The following is a 17,763-nucleotide window of genomic DNA, read 5'->3' on the forward strand; positions in this document are numbered from 1 at the left end:
GGTTTTCCGTGTCGTTCCCCGGGTGTCCACACCGACGAGGTGCCACGATTCAGCGGAGGGGGCGAAAAAACGGCAACCCGCCGGCCAGCGACCCAGCGGCTCGCGCCAGGCTCACGAGGGCTCGTCGCCGCGCGCTGGACGTGGGGTCCGGGGCGCAGGCATCCCGAGGTCCCGAGATCTCATCAGGGATCCCTGAGGTGTGGCAGCACCGCGTCGCGATGTGCCGGCGCTCCGGTGGGAGCGCACGCCCGCAAGGCGCCTCGCGGCGCTCCGGGTCAGTGCTTCGGGCGGGACCGGCGCGGACCGCTGGTCGACTCGCCCTCTGGCGTCGTGGCGAAGCTGGTGATCGCGCTGTCTTCGATCATCAGGATGAGCAGGCCCCCGCTCGCGCCTCGTGCCGTCTTCGCCCGGGATCCCTGGCTTGTTTCCCGCGACGGATGGTCCGAGCTCTCCGCTGAGATCCGCTTCATCTCCAACTCCTTCAAGACTTCAGTCCTGCTGTTCACGCCCCGGCCGGCTGACCTGCGTGGACTTCCGTGCACCGCGTCTGGGGCGAAAACTGAACCGGGCGCGAGAACGCCAATGTTCGCAGAATAGTCACGAATCCTACTGAAAATCACCTGGAAAGCGCCACGCCCGGTGAGTTCTTTCCGGCAGAGGCTCAAGCGTTGGTTTTTGTTTCAACGGGGATCTACTGGGATTTCATCGGGATTTCCGCGGGAGGTCGCGCGGCGGCGCGACAGGGATTCAGCGGCGGCCGAAGCCGGATAGCTGGCGGGTTGCGGCCACCACCTCGTCGCAATCGATACAGCGCATGAGCCCGTCGACCAGTTCCATGCTACCGAGGCTGCCGCACTCCGGGCAGCGGTTGGCGAGCTGGTGCTTGCTCTCCTCGCAGAGCCGGCTCTGCTCCGCCTCGGCCTCCGCCTCGACACGGAAGATCTCGGCCGGCGTGCGCGCCTCTCGCTTTCGGTCGTCCATGGCGCGCAACGTATCATGTGCTCGGCGCGCGCTGCGAGCGCCGCGCTCCCGGCCGCTCGGCTCTCACTCGCTCACCGGGCGGACTCGATCATGCTCCGGAACGCCGACCGCGCCGACTGCACGGTCTCGTCAGGCCCGACGATCCTGAAGAACCAGTTTCCGCGATCCGGCGTCCTCACGGCCGCGCCGACGAGCCGGTAGTCGTCCTTCACCATCTCCACGGGCGATCGCTTGCGGGCGCCGGACTGCGGCCCGAGCGCGATCTTGTAGGTGCCGGCCACCTCGACCAGCTCGACCGGCATGCCGCGCACCTCGAACGACGCGCGCCTGGCCTTCGCCCCGACGTCGCCATCGAACTGCGCGAACCACTCGTTGAAGCGCGCGTCGACGTCTCCCTTGCTCCCCAGACCGAACGAGAGGACCTGCACCTCGGCGTCCTCCCTGTCGTTCGCCGCCCTCGGCACCTTGTAGAGGGCCTTGCGCGGGCCCGCGTGCGGCACGTCGAGCGCAGCCCAGCTCCCCGGAACGTCCCACGCGAGCCGCGCGGCGGACGGCGCGCTGGAGACGGCCGGCGGCGGCTCCGGCTCCGCCGGGGTCCTCGAGCAGGCCGAGACCGCGAGCGCCATCATCGCCGCTCGAGCGATCGACACCCGGCGTGGGAGCATGGGGGCGGTTCTACCACCGTGCCCTCCATCGAGGCGCAGGATTTCGATACCCCGCGCGGCAGAGAACCGCGATCCTCTCCTCGGGCGACGAGCCGCCCGAGCGGGGGACGTCGCGCTCGCTGGAGGGGCCCGGCCGCGATCCGCGCGCGGGCTCGGGTGTAAGCCATCGGCCCTGCTCGCACGTAGAAGAGACGCCCCGGCGAGGGAGAGGGAGAGGAGACGGCGCGCATGGATCAGATCGGCGAGTACCTCGTTCGACGCCTCGTCGGCGAGGGCGGGATGGGCAAGGTCTACGAGGGCGAGGAGCGCCTGTCGCGCCGGCGCGTCGCGCTGAAGGTGCTCCGCCCCGAGCTCGCCCGGAGCGAGCAGGGACGCCGGCTCTTCCTGAACGAGATGCAGATCCTCGCGCACCTCGAGCACCCGAACATCGTCCGGAGCCTCGCCAGCATCGAGGCCTCCGGCGAGCTCGTGATGGTGCTCGAGTACCTGGACGGCCAGACGCTGCGCTCCGTCCTTGGCGCCGCCGGCCGCCTTCCCTGGCAGGAAGCGGTGCGGATCGCGGCCAGCGTGGCGAGCGCCCTCGCGGCGGCCCACGGGCAGCAGCCGCCCGTGATCCATCGCGATCTCAAGCCCGAGAACATCATGGTGCAGCGGGATGGCGGCGTGAAGGTGATGGACTTCGGCATCGCCAAGGTCGTGGAGGCGATGAACCAGACCAACACGCAGAGCGTCGGCACCCTGCAGTACATGAGCCCGGAGCAGATCGACGCGCGATCCATCGATCACCGCTCGGATCTCTACTGCCTGGGGCTCATCCTGTACGAGGCGCTGTCCGGCAGCCCGCCGTTCCAGTCGGCGTCGCCCCGGGAGCTGCTCAACCTGCAATGCACGGCAGAGCCGCCGCCGCTCAGCGACGACGTGCGGAGCGGGTTGCCCCGCGGCGTCGAGCAGCTGCTCTTCCAGCTGCTCGAGAAGGCGCCCGAGGATCGGCCGTACCTCGCTCAGGACATCGTGGATCGGCTGGAGCCGTTCCAGACCGCGGTGAGCGCGCCGCTCCGCCCCGGTGACCGCGTCCGCGCGAGCGCGCCGCACCCCACTGGCGACCGAGACCGAGCGAGCTCGCCGCAGCGCACCGGCGATCGCGACCGCGTGAGCGTGCCGCACCGCGCCGACGACCACGACCGCGCGAGCGTGCCGCACCGCGCCGACGACCACGACCGCGCGAGCTCGCCGGGCGCCGCGCGCGTCACCGGCGGAGCGGACGCGCCTCGCGCCGACACGATCGCGCTCGTCGAGCAGATCGACCGGCCGCGCGACATCCCGCCCAGGCTCGCGATCGCGATCATCGCGACGCTGTCGGCGCTCGCGGGCCTCGGGACCTGCGCGCTGCGCTCCACGAACGGCGCGCCGGAGCCGCCCGCCAGCACCGCGACGCCGGCCGCCACGGAGGGGGCGCGGTGAGGCGAGCGTCGCCGGAGCAGGCAGGCTACACGGAAGGCGCGCCCCTCCCGGCCGTGGGCTGCGCCGCGCGATGGCGCTGCGGCGCGGGCTCCGGAGAAGAGCTGTGGCGGCTCGGCGCGGCGGACCAGGACGCTCCGGCAGGGCCCGAGCACCAGGCCGTCGCGGCGCGCCTCCTGTCGCTCGGGAGCGCCGGCGTCGGCGGCTTCATCGACGGCGGCGTCGCCTCGCCGGCCGAGGGCGAGCGCGCCGCCGCGGCGAGCCCGGACGGCGCGCGCGTCTGGCTCGCGCGGCGGCTCGCGGGCGCGCCCCTCTCGGACTGGATGCGCGCGCGGCGCGGGCCCGTCCCCTTCCAGGAGGCGCTCGGGCTCGCCATCCAGGTCGCCCGCGCGCTCGCCGCGTGCGAGCGCGCCAGCCTGTTCCCCGGTCCGCTCTCGCCCGACGCGGTCCTCGTGGACGACGCGGGCCGCGTGACGCTGCCCGCGAGCGCGCTCGTCGCCGCCCTCGTCGGCGCGTCGGCGAGCCGCGGCGCCGCCACGGCGCCCCGCGGCGAGGGCGCGCGGGTGTCCTCGGAGATCCCGCCCCTCTGGACGCCGCCCGCGCAGGCCGACGGCGCGATCTGGGACAGCGCCGCGAACCGGTACGCGCTCGGGCTCGTGCTCTACCGCCTGCTCGCGGGAGAGCACCCGTTCGCGGGCGCTGGCCTGCGGCACGCGCTCGGCGAGGCCGCCCGCGCGGAGCCACCGCCGTTCATCGAGGGCGTCGCGACCTCGCTCCCCGCGGGCCTGCAGGGCTACGTGCTGCGGCTGCTCCATCCGGACCCGTCGGAGCGGCCGCCGCGCGCCGAGCAGATCGCCGATGCGCTGAGCGGGTTCCTCGAAGAGCGCCCGCCAGCGCCTCCGGTGCACGCCGCCCGGACCTCCCGTCGCGCCGGCGCGGCCACCTCGGCGAGGACCGGCCCCGCGCCGCGCGAGCGCGCGCGCCCGGGCGACGCGAGCGACCACCGCCCGCCGCGCGGTCCAGCCGGCGCCGCGGCGCGGCTATGGCGGATCGCGCCGCTCGGCGCCGGGGCGCTGATCGCGTCGGCCGCGCTCGCGCTCTCGCGGGGTGAGCCCGATCCAGCGGCGCCGCGCGCGGTCGCCGTCGCGCAGGTCGCGCCGCTCGCGCAGGCGCGGACGGCCGCGGAGGACTGCGCGGCGTGCCACGGCCGCCAGGCCGCGGAGTGGCGCCGCTCGGTGATGGCGCACTCGGTGAAGAGCCCGCTCTTCAACGCGCTGGAGAGCCTCATCGAGGAGCAGGTCGGGCGCACCGCCGACTGCCCGAACGGCGCGGGCATCCTGCGCAAGGCCGATCCCGCGCGCGCCTGCCGCGACGGGCAAAGCGGCGTCGCGGTGACCGGCTCGGGCGGCGAGCACTGGTGCGTGAACTGCCACAGCCCGGCGGAGAACCTCGACGCCGCGATGCCCGCGTGGGACGGCCGCGCCGGCGGCGATCCCCGCACGCGCCTCCCCGTGCGCGACCTGCTCACCCGGCGCGGCCTGGAGGGGATCTCCTGCAGCTTCTGCCATCAGGTGCACGGCCCGGTCGGCCCGCGCGGGCGCCCTGGATACCAGGGCAACCCCACGTGGACGTCCTTCGTGACGGGCGCCGTCTTCCCTGCGCGTCCCGAGGACGGCCGCGGCCTGTTCGGGATCGCGAACAGCGGCTACGACCTCCGCCCCGAGGAGCTGCTGCTCCCCTCGGATCAGGGCGCGGCCGCGCGCGCCGGGCTCCAGCCGGCGGGAGCGGCGGGCGCTGTCGAGCCCGTGGTGCACGGTCGCCCGTCGGCGAGCGCGAGGGCGTACCTGCGCTCCAGCGAGTTCTGCGGGGCTTGCCACGACGTGCGCCTCTTCGGCAGCGACAGCCTCGCCGCGGCGCGGGGCGAGCACTTCAAGCGGCTGCGCAACGCCTACACCGAGTGGTCGGACTGGGCGAGGTCCGAGGAGCGCGCGGGCCGCCCGGCGGCGACCTGCCAGGACTGCCACATGAGCACCTATCCGGGCGTCTGCGAGGCGGCCCCGGCGGCGGGCGCCGCGCAGGCGTCGCCGGGAGATCCCGAGTGCCCGCCCGGCACGCGCTTCGCCCCGCGGAGGCCCGGCGCGCGCCCGCGGGGCCGGATCGCGGATCACTCCACCGCTCCGGCGGACGTCGCGACCCATTACTTCTCCGGCGTGGATGTGCCGCTGTCGGACGAGTTCCCCGACGCGCTCATCGATGAGCCGTCGCTCGACGTGCATGGCATTCCGGCGGGCGCGCGCCGCCGCCGCGATCTCTTGCTCCGCCACACGTTCCGCTTCGAGCTCGGCGCCGCGCGCCGCGCCGGCGCGGCCGGGGATCGCGTCGAGATCCCGGTCGTGATCGAGAACACCGGCGCCGGGCACAAGGTGCCGGCCGGCTTCAGCCAGGAACGCGAGTTCTGGGTTCACCTCGTGGTGAGGGATGGAGAGGGGCGGGTGATCTACGAGGTCGGCCGGATCGACCGCGCCGACGAGGATCTGAGAGACAAGGTGTTCGCCCGGGTGACCACCGATCCAGACGCGAACAGCCCCTTCGCGCCGGCGGGCGCTCCAGGCGGGTTGTTCGGCGCGGACGTGCGCGACGGGCCTGATGTCCCCCTCTGGACCCCACCCCCGCGGCTCGGCGGCACCTCGTTCCGGGGGCGGGGGCTCATCAACTTTCAGAACGGCTTTCTGCGCTGTGTCCGATGCATCGGCGTCGTGGCCGCAGACGGCACCTGCCAGGCCGGGCCCGGCCAGGGGCTGCACCACGCCGATCGGTTCACGGACGGCGATTACGACCTGGACACCGGCGCTTGCGGCTCGAACCTGTCGGGGCAGAACGCCTTTCTCGAGACCTATTTTCCGGTCGGCGCGCTGGATGGGAGCCGGGGCATCGTCAAAGGGCCGGACGCGATCATCGATACGCGCTCCGTGCCGCCCGGCGTGCCGATCCGGTACACCTACGATGTCCGCACCGGCCAGCGGCGCGGCCCGCTCCGGGCCGAGGCGAGGCTGCTCTTCCGGGCGTTTCCCCCGTTCCTGATCCGTGCCTTCGCCGCGTACGAGCGGGAGCAGGCGCGGCGCGGACTGCGGCCGACCGGCCCGCTGGTCACCGACGCGATGCTCGAACGCCTCGAGATCGTCGAGCTCGCGCGGGTCGATGTCGAGATCCCCTGAACCGAGGTCGCCGCGATGGAGCAACGGAAGCAACGGACACAACAGACGCACACGACGCGACGGACGAGGCAGGCACGTGGACGCGCCGGCCGACAAAAAGGGGCGAGCCCCTACCCCGGCCTGCGGGGTAAGGGCTTCGCTGGTCAGGCGCTGACGAGCTCAGCGCGCCGTGGTCATGAAGAGCGTCGCCGTCGATCAGGGAGGGGGCGGGGGCGGATCGGTCGGGAGCGGATCCGGCAGCTTGAACAGCCTGCCGATCCGGTAGGGGCGCGTGGAGGGGGAGTAGTAGCTCGTCGTCGACGACGTGACACTCCACGTGTAGCCGAGCAGGATGCCCGTGAGCGAGTCGGTGTACACACGCACGTAGCCCGTCCCGGCGCCCGGCGTCATGTAGCCGCCGGTGCACTGCCCGCTCCACCGGCTGTCCTTGTACTTGTCGCTGCACCCGTGCGACTGGCTGGTCGAGTCCGCGACCGGCACCGCGAACTGCTCCGTCCTCGAGTAGCGGGGGTTGATCTGCGGGAGGATCTTCTCCGGCGCGCCGGTGATGATCATCGTGTGGCCGGCGTAGGTCTGCATGCCCTCCTCGTCGAACACGGCGCCGATGGTGAAGACATCACCCTTCTGGATGTCGACCGCCCGTTCGACACGGCGGAAGTACGTCTCGAACCCGGGAGGGGTCGCGCCGACCTTCGGGCTCGCGTTGACGATGTCGAAATAATAATCGGACGACGGGCTGTTCTTGCCCCACATCGCATAGATGTCCTGCTGCGCGTACCCCATCGACTTCTGCAGCGACAGCGTGAAGAAGCACGCGGCCTTGGTCATCCCGGTCCACGCCACCGACTGGTCAGCGTCGTCCCAGTTCATGAAGCACTCGGGTTCAGTGCCCCACTCGTTGCTGACGGAGTTGTCGATGAACTCGAGCGCCCAATCCTCGGGGCCCTTCGCGCTCGCGGAAGCCGAAGCGAGCGTGAAAGACGCGGCAGCCAGGGAAGCAACAGCCAAACTCGTCGTGCGCCTACTCATACTTCTACCTCGTTGATTTGGAATGACATTGCATGTGCACTCAAGAACAGATGCTAGTCATTTCATGCCGAACCCTCAAACGAACCCTGGCGCCGAAGATGCCGAGTCTAGCAGGATGGATATTCACTGTAATCGGCTTGGGTGTCAAGGCATTTTCGGGACGCTCGTCCTTTTTCTGCACCTTCTTGAACGTGAAGTAAGACCATGTCGTCCCTTAAGACAGCGGATGCGCGACGGTGTGGAGCGACGGTATCCGACGCCATGACACGCCGGCCTCGTCTGCTCCGCGTCCACGTCCGCGTCCACGTCCGCGTTCTTCGCGCCGGTTGTGCTCCTTACGCGCCTTCCCCAGCTTGCCCCGCTCCTGTCGACCTCGCTCCGGGGGGCGGCTCGGGCCGTGTTCGCCCGGCGAGGGCGGGTCGGGAGGAGCGGCGGCCTGCGTCCTTCGACCAGGAGACCTGCTGATGCCCTCATCGGACCACACCCACGGCGGCGCGCGCGACGCAGGGTCTGACCGCCCCAAGGCGTGGCCGCCGGCGGTGTTCGACGCCCCCTTGCTGCGAGGGCTCGACGAGCGCGCCCGGCGTGAGATCGCCGGGGCGGGCCGGCTCCGCTCCCTGTCGCCGGACGAGGTCGCCTATCGCGCGGGCGACGCCGGCGACGCCTTCTTCGTGGTCGCGTCCGGGCGCATCGCCCTGCGCGCGACGCGCCGCGGAGACGATCGCGATACCGAGGTGCGCACAGCCGCCGCGGGCGACGTCATCGGCGAGGAGGCGGTCGTGGGGATGTCGCGCAGGACCACCGCAGTCGCGCTCGCCCCCAGCGTGCTCGCCGAGATCCCGGTCCACCTGTTCCGGCGCGCCGCCGGTCGCTCCGGCAAGGCCGAGATCGCCGAGAGGCTCGAGCGCGCGCTGCGGAGGAGCGCGACACGCGACCTCCTCAGCACCCTCGCCTTCACGCGTGACCTGGACTCAGACGACGTCGAAATTCTGCTTGACGCAGTGAGTCATCGGCGCTTCGAGCGCGGTCAGGCCATCTATCGCACAGGCGATCCGGCCGCCGAGCTCTGGCTCATCGCTGAAGGGATGGTGCAAATTCAGACCGAGGACGGAGATCGGATTCATGTGCGCGCGTACCTCACCCGGGGTGATTTCTTTGGAGACGTCGAGCTCGACGAGGGCCGCTGTCGGGCGGCGAGCGCCGTGGCCAGCGGCGCCACGGCGCTCCTGGCCGTACCGTCGAAGACCTTCGCCGCGCTCGCGCGGAAGCACCCTGATCTGATCCCCCGACTCCGGCGCATCACCGGCGAGCACCACGAAAGGCAGGAGGCGGTCATCGCCGGCCATGCGCGCAATCACACAGCGCACATCTTCAGGGACCTCTATCGCCTTCAGGTCGCGCGGTCGCTCCTGGTCATCGATCTCGAGACGTGCGCGCGCTGCGGACACTGCGCGTGGTCGTGCGCCGACGTGCACGGGGTCTCACGGCTCGTGCGCCGCGGAGACAAGGTGCGCGCGCGGGTGGACGACGCGGAGCAGGCCGCGCAGAAGGAGGCGCCGCGCAGCCTGCTCTTGCCGAACTCCTGCCAGCACTGCGAGAGCCCCGCCTGCATGATCGAGTGCCCCACCGGCGCCATCGGCAAGGACACCGGGGGAGAGGTGTTCATCCGGGACGCGCTCTGCACCGGCTGCGGCGCCTGCGCGAAGGCGTGCCCGTGGGAGAACATCGCGATGGCGCCGCGCCCCGCGGCCGCGCCGCGCCCGGGAGGCGCGGGCTTCGCGGACATCGCCGTGAAGTGCGATCTCTGCCGCGATCACGACGGCCCCGCGTGCGTGAAGGCCTGCCCCACGGGCTCGATCTTCCGCGTCAACCCGGCGGAGGAGATCGCCGACGTGCGCGACCTGCTCGGCGGGGCGCGGCGCGAGCAGGAGCGCGCCGCCGCGCCACGGAGCGGCGCGGCGCTCGTCGCAGGCAGCGCGCTCGCGGCGGCGGGGCTCGGCGCAGCTGGGCTCTTGGCGCACGCGCGCGGCGGCGCGCGCCCGGGCGAGGGCGCCGCCTTCTCGGCGGGCGTCGCCGCCGCGGTCGGCATGGCGCTGCTCCTGCTCTACGCGGTCCCCAAGCGCGCCGGGCGATGGGCGTGGATGCGGCCCAGGCGGCGCGGCGACACGGCCGTGGAGGGCGGCGATGCCGCGCCCGTGAAGAGCCGGCTGCGCCCGCACCTGACCGGGCACCTCGCGATCGGCCTCGTCACGGCCGGCCTCGCGCTCGCGCACGCGCCGTGGCCCCGGTCCAGCCGCCCGACGCTGGGCGCGGCGCTTCACCTCGTGTTCTGGGCCACCGCGGCGGCCGGCGCCTTCACCGCCATCGCGTACCGGCTCGCGCCGCGGCGCCTCGCCCGGATCGAGCGCACCGCCGCGCTGCCCGAGGATTTCAGCGCCGCCCGGCGCGAGCTGCTCGACCGCTTCTACCGCGAGGTGAGCGGGCGCAGCGATCTGGTCAAGAAGATCGTCGAGAAGATCCTCGTGCCCTACCTGCAGAGCCCCCTCGGCCCGCTCGCGCTGCTCGCCTCGGGGCGCGGCCTGCGCGACGAGGAGCGCGCGCTGCGCGCCCGCATCGACGCGGTCCTCGAAGGGCGCGGGGCCGAGCGGCTCGCCGGCCTGGCGGAGCTCATCCGCCTCGCCGTGGAGCTGCGCGCGCTCCCGGCCCAGCGCGCGCTCCTCGCCGCGCTCCGCGGAGGGCTGCCGGCGCACATCATCACCTTCGGCGTCGCCGCGGCGCTGCTCGTGCTCCACGCGATGACGGCGGCGAGCGTGCCTCGATGAGCGCGCGCCGGACCGGGAGCGCGCGCACGCCGCCCCACACGGCCGCTGCCGCGGCGCGGGACAGCGCACCCCGGGACGCCCCGGACTCGCTATGAAATGGTTGCGAGGCACGGCATTTCTTTGTGCGCCGCGCGCGCCTCCGCCGGCGTCGCGACGCGCGCATCGACGCGCGCACGTGAGCGCCGCGTCGGCGAAGACGCGCTGCAGGCGGCGCGCAGGCGAGAGGCCTGGACTTTGCCTTCTGCGCCCAGGTACAATTTTCCCGACAGCACCCTAGTGGAAGGTAGAGAAGCCGATGGCTGGTCCTTCGACCAAGTGGATGGGAGCGCTCTCCCGATCAGGCTCCCCCAGCGCGTGGGCGCCGAGAGCGCTGCTGCTCGTGACGCTGCTCACCGCGTCGGCCCTCATCGCCGGATCGTGCCGTGGAGGCAACAACGCCGGTGAGCCGCCGCAGCCGGGGACGGACTGGCCCGACGCTGGGCCGGGAACGGGCGACCCGTGCGTCGACGGCGAAGAGGTGGAGTGTCACGTCACCGTCGGCGAGCACGAAGGTGTGCTGACGTGCCTCGACGGGATCCGGCGCTGCGAGGACGGGCGTTACGGCAGCTGCGACGGGACGATGACAATGCGGAGGTCGCCGTTCGGCTCGGCGCCACCGGGGAGCGGTGAGGGCGGGTATCCACGCCCGCTCGCCAACTCCGATGCCTCCGACGGCGGCCTGTGCGCGACCAACCCGTGCGACCCGACGTGCCAGTCGTTCGAGGAGACGCCGGACGGGGGGCCCATCAGCCTCGCGGGGACCGGCCCGACGTACACGTGGTCGGTCGGCGACATCAACGAGCTGCCCGAGGCCGTCGCGCGGGAGGGCACGCACCAGCCGTGCACGACCACCGAGGACTGCCAGTTCGACCAGTACTGCGACGCCCCCGCGAGGGGCGCGTGCGAGCACGACCCGTGCTCGACCGGCGTGTCGCTGCTGTCGAACTGCAGCGGCTGCGCCACGAAGGTCTGCAACGCGAACCCGAGCTGCTGCACCTTCACGACCATACCGGCCGACTGCGGTCACGACGCCTGCGTGGCGGCGCCCGGCGCCGCGACCAACATGAACACGACGTGCGGCGACGCGTGCATCGCGAACATCTGCGCGAACCATCCGCGCTGCTGCGATATCACCTGCGGCACGACGGCGCAGTGCACTGCGCTCATCGGCGCGGGCAGCACCTGCGTCTTCCCAGGCCGCTGCACCGCACCCGGCGGCATATGTCCCCCAGGAACCTATCTGTCGGGCGGTCGCTGCACCGGGACGTGGAGCGCGACATGCGCGGGTTATGTCGCCACGGAGTGCGCTCCCAAGACGTGCACCGCGACCGCACCGAAATGGGACGCGAGCTGCGTCACTCTGGCCGAGTCGCTGTGCGGCTCCACCTGCGACACCGATCCTGGCTGCGCGCACGACAAGTGTTACATCGGCGAACGGCTGCTGCCGGGATGCAACACGTGCGTGGGACAGATCTGCGATGTGGCCCCCAGCTGCTGCGATACGGGGCCAGGCGGCGGGTGGACACAGAGCTGCGTCGACCTCGTGGAGAGTGTCTGCGGCGAGACCTGCCCGCAAAAGGGCCTCTGCAAGTCGTACCAGCCGAACGAGACGGACTCCACGTGCACCCAGCCGGACCTCACGATCGGCGTGCCCTGCGGCGGGACGATCCCGGTCTGCAACCGCGGCAGCACCCCGGCCCCGGCGGGAATCGCCATCCACCGGTATGCTTCCACCGCCAACCAGCTGCCGTCCTCCGCCCCGAGCCGGGTCCTGAACGCGTGCAACCCGACGGGCGGCACCCTCGCCTGCACGACGGCGCAGCCGATCGCCCCGGGTGAGTGCATCAGCGTGGCCGGCTGCACCGGCGTCACCGACGGGATGGAGCTCATCGTCAATCCCCCTGGCGCCATGCACATCCCCGAGTGCCGGTGCGGCAACAACGGGAGCATCTATCAATCGGCCATGTGCGAGTCGCCGGCCTGCATCGCCACGGCGAGCGTGTCGCTGGTCAGGCCGGTCACCCTGTTCGTGGCGCTCGATCGATCCACGTCGATGCGACGGACGCTGAGCTCAATGGTTGACGACACGATCAACGATCGATGGATTCCGGCGACGAACGCGCTCAAGGCCTTCTTCCAGGATCAAGCGTCGGCGGGGCTCGGCGTCGCGTTCCGGTTCTGGCCGCACGACAACCCTGGCCCTTGCAACGACACCCCTTCCTGTCCGCCTGCCGGCGGCGGCGGCTGTGCGCTGCCGCTCGTCCCGTTCAACGGCGCCGCGGCCGACAGGTTGACCACGGCGTCGGCGGCGATGGGCGATCAGCAAGAGATCAAGCTCATGCAGGCCTTCATCAACTTCCCGACGCCCACTGGCGAAACGCCGATGTACCCGGCACTCGACGGCGCCACGGCCTGGGGGATCAACTACAAAAACATCCATCCCGAGGAGGAGGTCGCGGTCGTGTTCGTCACCGACGGCATCGCGTCGAGCTGCAACACCGGCCCCAACCCGATCGCAAACCTGGCACGAAACGCCTTCGTGAACCACGGCGTCCGCGTGCACGCGGTGGGCTTCGGCAACTCGAACGCGGAGGTCATCAACCTCATCGCGGACCAGGGCGGAGGACAGGCGTTCAACCTCAGCGCTGGCTCGACGCTGGAAGGTACCCTCCTCAATGCGCTCGTCTCGATCCGCGGAGAGGCGCTGCCCTGTGACGTCACCGTCCCCATCGCGGGCGTCTCGGATCCTTCGTCGGTGTCCGTCGTCTACGAGAACGCCGCCGGCGTGGAGACGACGCTCACGCCGCGGGCCGGGGTCGGCAGCTGCGGCGCGGGGGGCTGGTACTTCGATTCCGGGAACACGAACGTGAAGCTCTGCCCGACGACCTGCTCCACCATCCGCGAGAACCCGGGCGGGAAGGTCCGGGCCGTCGTGCCCTGCACGACGACGAGCGTCACGCCGATGACCACGGCGTGGGAGCAGTACCACGGCGTCTGCCCACCGGGGACCAAGACCCAGTGGGGATACCTCAGGTACAGGACGACGACCCCTGGCGACTCGAGCGTCGAGTTCTTCGTGAGAGCGGCGGATGATCCCGCCGACCTCGCCTCGGCGACGGTCAGGCTCGCGGCGACCGCCCACGCGACGCCGACCGACACCCGGATCTGCGATGAGGGCTCGATGCCGCCGTGCGCGATCGATCTCTTCGACGTGCTGCAAGAGCTGCCGGACGCTCGAACAGAGTACCTGGAGGTCCGGATGAGGCTCAATCCGACGAGCAGCGGAGGGGGCGGCGTTCAGGTGCAGGACTGGGAGATCACGTATTCATGTCCAGATACCGAGTGAGCCGAAGCACCATGGTGACCGCGCTCCTCTGCGCTGCAGGGGTGGTCGCGGCGTGCAGCGGAGATGACGACGCGTCGCGGCCCAGGGCCCCGTCGGCCTCGAGCGGCGCCGGCGCGGCCGGAGGCGGCGACGGGGGCGCGGGCAGCGGGGGCGGCCCCCCGGGCGATTGCGGGAACGACGTCGCGGAGCAGGACGAGGCGTGCGACGGACCCGATCTCAGGGGCGCGACCTGCCAGAGCGTCGGGTTCGATAGCGGCGAGGTCCGGTGCAGCTCCGAGTGCACCCTCGACGCGTCGAGCTGCTCGGGCGTCGAGGCGTGCCAGGACGGGCGGGACAACGACGGAGACGACAGCATCGACTGCGGCGATCCGGAGTGTGAGGCGGCCTGCGCGGACATGTGCGCCGCGCCCGTGGCGCTCCCGGATCCCGGGACCGCGACCGGCGATACCTTCGGCCACGCGGCTGTCGAGGGCGAATGCTGGCCGGGGAGCCCGGGCGTCGCCTATACGTTCACGGCGACGATCACCGGGTTCCTCGACGTGGTGGTGACCCCACGCACGGACGCGCAGCTCGTCGCCGAGCTGCGCAGCGCCTGCGCCGACCCCTCGACGATCGTGGGCGACTGCGGCAGGCCCAGCGTCGGCGCGGGGATCGAGAACCGGCTGACCGTGCCCGTCCGCGAGGGCGATGCGTTTTACGTGATCATCACGGGAGCCGACGCGAGCCAGGCAGGGGCGTTCGACCTCGGCGTGCGAAGCCGACAGACCGTCTGCGGGGACAACATCCAGGATCCGACGGAGCAGTGCGACAACGCCCTCGATCAGCCGGGCGACGGCTGCAGCGATAGCTGCGAGCTCGAGCCGACCGAGGTGGAGCCCAACGAGGACATCGCCTCCGCCAACACCTATGAGAATCCGTTCTTCGCCGCGATCGGCGCCCCGATCGATGATGTCCCGGACGTCGATGTCGTGCGCGTCACCGTGCCGAGCGGGCCGACGGTCCTCACCGCGGAGACCGCGGCTGTCACGAGCTCCGACTGCCTGACCGGCCGGCTGGACAGCGTCATCGAGATCCTCAATGGAAGCGGCAACTTGATCGTGCGACGCGACCGCGGGGACAACGGCCTTTGCGCCCGCGCCGTCGCGCCGGGGCTCGCCGCGGGCGACTACTACGTTCGCGTCACGTCCGTGCTTGGCTCCGTGGCGGAGACCTTCCCGTACCGCCTCGACGTGACGCTCGTCCCCGAGGTCTGCGGGGACGGCACGATGAGCGCCGGCGAGCAGTGCGACGACGGAAACACGGATCCCCTCGATGGATGCAGCGCCACCTGCCGCTTCGAGCTCGACGAGGCGGAGCCCAACGGCGCCCCCGCGCAGGCCAATGAATATGCGGACCCGTGGCTCGCGGAGATCGCGCCTGCAGGCGACGTCGACGTGATCGCCGTGACCGTGCCAGGGCCGCGCTCGACGCTGCACGCGAACGTCATCGACAACGGCACCAACGCTTGCCAGCAGGGGCAGATCGACAGCTACATCGAGATCCTCGGCGACGACGGGACCACCGTGCTCGCATCCGACGACGATTCAGGGGTCGGCAATTGCTCCTACGCCTCGCTCACCGACCTCGCCGCGGGCACGTACTATGTGAGGGTCCGCGCCGCGTCGCTCGTCCCCGACGCGACCTTCTTCTATCGATTGAATGTCACGCTCCTCTAGCCCGAGCGGCGGAGGCCGCCGTCCGTCCGCGCCGACGGACGGCGGCGCCGACGACGCGGCGGGCCCTCCCGATCCCACGCGGACGCTCTACCGCGCCGATCTCTCCGATCCGCGCCAGCGCGCCGCCCAGCCGCGGGAGGTCGTGCGGGGGCGCGCCGCGCGCCGCGCCGAGGCGACCTCCGATGTCACCCGCTTCCGGGGCGTGCTGCCGGCCACGCTCGCGGGCGCCGTCGCGACGGGCGCGGCGGCGCTGCTCTTCCCGCCGCCGGGGGGGCACGCGGCGCCGGGGCCGCTCTCGCTGCCCCACGCGCGCGCGCAGCTCGCGTGCGCGTCGTGCCACGCCGAGCAGGCGCCCGCCGCGCCGCGGGAGGCCGCCGCGGCCCGGGAAGCCGCGCCCTCGCGAGGCGCCGCGGCAGGCGCGCGCATCGATCAGGCCTGCGTCGGGTGCCACGGCGCCCACGGCTCCACCCGCAGGAGCCACGGGCAGCTGCTCGCGAGCGGCGCGCTGAGCTGCGCCACCTGCCACCCCATCCACCGCGGCGATCAGGGCGTCGTGTTCGATCCAGCGAGGCCGCCTGTGCGCTTCGCGCCGGGCGCCGAGGTCGAGCTCCCGAGGTCGGCCTTCCGCCCGGGCCAGCCGGCCACCGTGGCGATCGTCACGGCCGGGAGCTGCGCGCCGTGCCACGACCTCGCCGCGCCGCGAGATCCCATCGCGCGCTGCCTCGTCGCGGCGCAGGCGCCGCTCGGCGATGAGCGTCCGATCACCTGCTTCGACGAGCACCGCCCTGCCCTCCCCGAGGACGCCGCGACCGGCCGCGCGGGCGGCGACACACGCGCCGCAGGCCGCAACGCCGGTCGCGCAGGCGGCGACACGAGCCCCGCCGGCGTCTGCAGCGGGCAGCACACCGAGGACCGCGCCCTCGCCTGGGACGCGGCGCGCGACGCCGCCGCGGCCCTGCCCGTCGTGAAGGCCGGCGCCACGCCCGGCGCGCCCGCCCTGCTCTGGATGGGCGCGGGCCTCGCCGCCGCCGCCCTCGCGTTCGCGGGCGCCCGCGGCGGCCAGGCGCTGCGCGCGCGCCGCGCGCGGCGAGCGGCGAGCGACGCCGGGGGCGAGGACGCGATGCTCCGCCCCGCGGCGCGCGTGCGCCTGCCCCGGATCGACACGACCACCTGCCTCGGCTGCTACGCGTGCGTCGACGCGTGCCCGTACGACGTGCTCGCCATCGAGAAGTACGTCGCGGTCGTGGCCCGCCCCGAGGCGTGCTGCGGCCTCACCCTGTGCGAGCAGCGCTGCCCCAACGGGTCGCTCACCATCGAGGGCGGCGCGCCGATCGCCGATCGCCCGCGCCTCGGCGACGACCTCGGCAGCCTCGACGTGCCGGGCCTGCACCTCGCCGGCGACGTCACCGGGCTCCCGCTCATCAAGAACGCCATCCACCAGGGCGCGCACGCCGCGACGCGCATCGCGGAGGACCTGCGGCAGGCCGGCCCGCGCGGCGCGGGCGGTCAGGAGCTCGATCTGATCATCGTGGGCGCTGGGCCCGCCGGGATCAGCGCCGCGCTGCGCGCCAAGGAGCTCGGCCTCTCGTTCGAGGTGATCGAGCAGGGCAGCGTGGCGCAGAGCATCCAGAGCTTCCCGCGCGGCAAGCTGGTCTTCGATCAGCCGCTCGACCTGCCGATGACCGGGAAGCTGTGGCTGAAGGAGTCGACAAAGGAGGAGCTGCTCTCCCACTGGCTCCGCATCGTGCGCAAGGAGCGGCTGCCGATCCTGCAGGAAACCCGCATGGTGTCGGTCGCCCGCGCGGCCGGCGCCGGCGCGCCCGCCGTCGACGCGACGGCCGGCAGAGGCGCGCCCGCTGTCGACGCGACGGCCGGCTTCGTCGTCGTCACCGAGCCGCGCGAGGGCGGACAGCGCACCGAGCGCCGGGCGCGGCGCGTGCTGCTCGCCATCGGCCAGCGCGGCTCGCCGCGCCGGCTTCCGTTCGAGCTACCCGCCGAGGTGGAAGGTCGGGTGTACTACCACCTCGCCGACGCCCGCAGCCTCGCCGGCAGCCGCGTGCTGATCGTCGGCCTCGGCGATGTCGCCATGGAAGCGGCGATCGCGCTGTCGCGCCAGCCGGCCACCGACGTCACCGTCGTCTACCGGGGCGCCGGGTTCCGCCGCGGGAAGACCAGAAATATTGAGGAGTTACGCCGACTTGAAGCGGCATCCCGCCTCTCGCTCCTGTTCGAGACCGACGTCTCCGCCCTCGCCGCAGATCCGGGCGGCGCGCTCGTGGCGACCCTCGCGTCGCCTTCGGGGGCCCGGGCGCACCCCTGCGACGCCGTGCTCGTCCTGATCGGGAGCATCCCCCCGTGGAGCGCCCTCCGCGCCGCCGGCGTCCGGCCGACCGCGGAGCCGTCAGATCGTTCCGAGCTCGGCGACGTACAAGGGACCACGCCCGCGGTCCCCGCGCCGTGAGTCGATCGTAAGCTCGGGGGGCCCAGGCCGTT

General features: G+C 72.5%; 10 protein-coding genes. 6 read left to right on the plus strand and 4 right to left on the minus strand.

Annotated features, from left to right (window positions below; translation table 11 throughout):
• Window positions 1–275: 275 nt before the first annotated feature.
• The 3 genes from WMF46_RS23625 to WMF46_RS23635 all read right to left on the minus strand — a co-directional run bounded on the left by WMF46_RS23625 (window position 276) and on the right by WMF46_RS23635 (window position 1,646).
• The gene (locus WMF46_RS23625) at window positions 276–470 is read right to left on the minus strand and encodes a hypothetical protein (protein ID WP_437555037.1); all 195 of its coding nucleotides are present in this window, start codon (window positions 468–470) and stop codon (window positions 276–278) included.
• A 277-nt stretch (window positions 471–747) separates the two neighbouring features.
• Complete coding sequence (locus WMF46_RS23630) at window positions 748–981, minus strand: hypothetical protein (RefSeq protein WP_437555038.1); 234 nt, start codon at window positions 979–981, stop codon at window positions 748–750.
• A 71-nt stretch (window positions 982–1,052) separates the two neighbouring features.
• Window positions 1,053–1,646, minus strand: coding sequence for a hypothetical protein (locus tag WMF46_RS23635; protein WP_437987661.1), 594 nt, complete (start codon window positions 1,644–1,646; stop codon window positions 1,053–1,055).
• Window positions 1,647–1,874: 228 nt separating this feature from the next.
• Here WMF46_RS23635 and WMF46_RS23640 point away from each other — a divergent pair, with 228 nt between their 5' ends.
• Both WMF46_RS23640 and WMF46_RS23645 read left to right on the plus strand, forming a co-directional pair.
• Window positions 1,875–3,107 (plus strand): serine/threonine protein kinase, encoded by a 1,233-nt coding sequence (locus WMF46_RS23640; RefSeq protein ID WP_437987662.1) that lies wholly within the window; start codon window positions 1,875–1,877, stop codon window positions 3,105–3,107.
• On the plus strand, window positions 3,104–6,319 hold the full coding sequence (locus WMF46_RS23645; protein ID WP_437987663.1) for a serine/threonine protein kinase: 3,216 nt from the start codon (window positions 3,104–3,106) through the stop codon (window positions 6,317–6,319). Before WMF46_RS23640 ends, WMF46_RS23645 begins: the two co-directional genes overlap by 4 nt.
• 195 nt (window positions 6,320–6,514) lie before the next feature.
• Here WMF46_RS23645 and WMF46_RS23650 read toward each other — a convergent pair whose 3' ends face one another.
• A complete protein-coding gene (locus WMF46_RS23650; protein WP_437987664.1) occupies window positions 6,515–7,327 on the minus strand; it encodes a hypothetical protein in 813 nt (270 codons plus the stop codon).
• A gap of 485 nt (window positions 7,328–7,812) precedes the next feature.
• Between WMF46_RS23650 and WMF46_RS23655 the strand changes: the two genes are divergently transcribed.
• From WMF46_RS23655 to WMF46_RS23670, 4 genes are all read left to right on the plus strand, one after another.
• Window positions 7,813–10,170 carry a cyclic nucleotide-binding domain-containing protein gene (locus tag WMF46_RS23655; protein WP_437987665.1) on the plus strand — a complete coding sequence of 786 codons (2,358 nt, stop codon included), beginning with the start codon at window positions 7,813–7,815 and terminating at the stop codon, window positions 10,168–10,170.
• Between the two features lie 295 nt (window positions 10,171–10,465).
• Window positions 10,466–13,555, plus strand: a complete 3,090-nt coding sequence (locus WMF46_RS23660; protein ID WP_437987666.1) for a vWA domain-containing protein — start codon at window positions 10,466–10,468, stop codon at window positions 13,553–13,555.
• A gap of 11 nt (window positions 13,556–13,566) precedes the next feature.
• The gene (locus WMF46_RS23665; protein WP_437987667.1) at window positions 13,567–15,270 is read left to right on the plus strand and encodes a pre-peptidase C-terminal domain-containing protein; all 1,704 of its coding nucleotides are present in this window, start codon (window positions 13,567–13,569) and stop codon (window positions 15,268–15,270) included.
• The gene (locus WMF46_RS23670; RefSeq protein ID WP_437987668.1) at window positions 15,254–17,731 is read left to right on the plus strand and encodes an NAD(P)-binding domain-containing protein; all 2,478 of its coding nucleotides are present in this window, start codon (window positions 15,254–15,256) and stop codon (window positions 17,729–17,731) included. Before WMF46_RS23665 ends, WMF46_RS23670 begins: the two co-directional genes overlap by 17 nt.
• Window positions 17,732–17,763 lie beyond the last annotated feature (32 nt).

Source organism: Sorangium sp. So ce117 (genome assembly GCF_051524395.1).
Lineage (GTDB): Bacteria > Myxococcota_A > Polyangia > Polyangiales > Polyangiaceae > Sorangium > Sorangium cellulosum_B.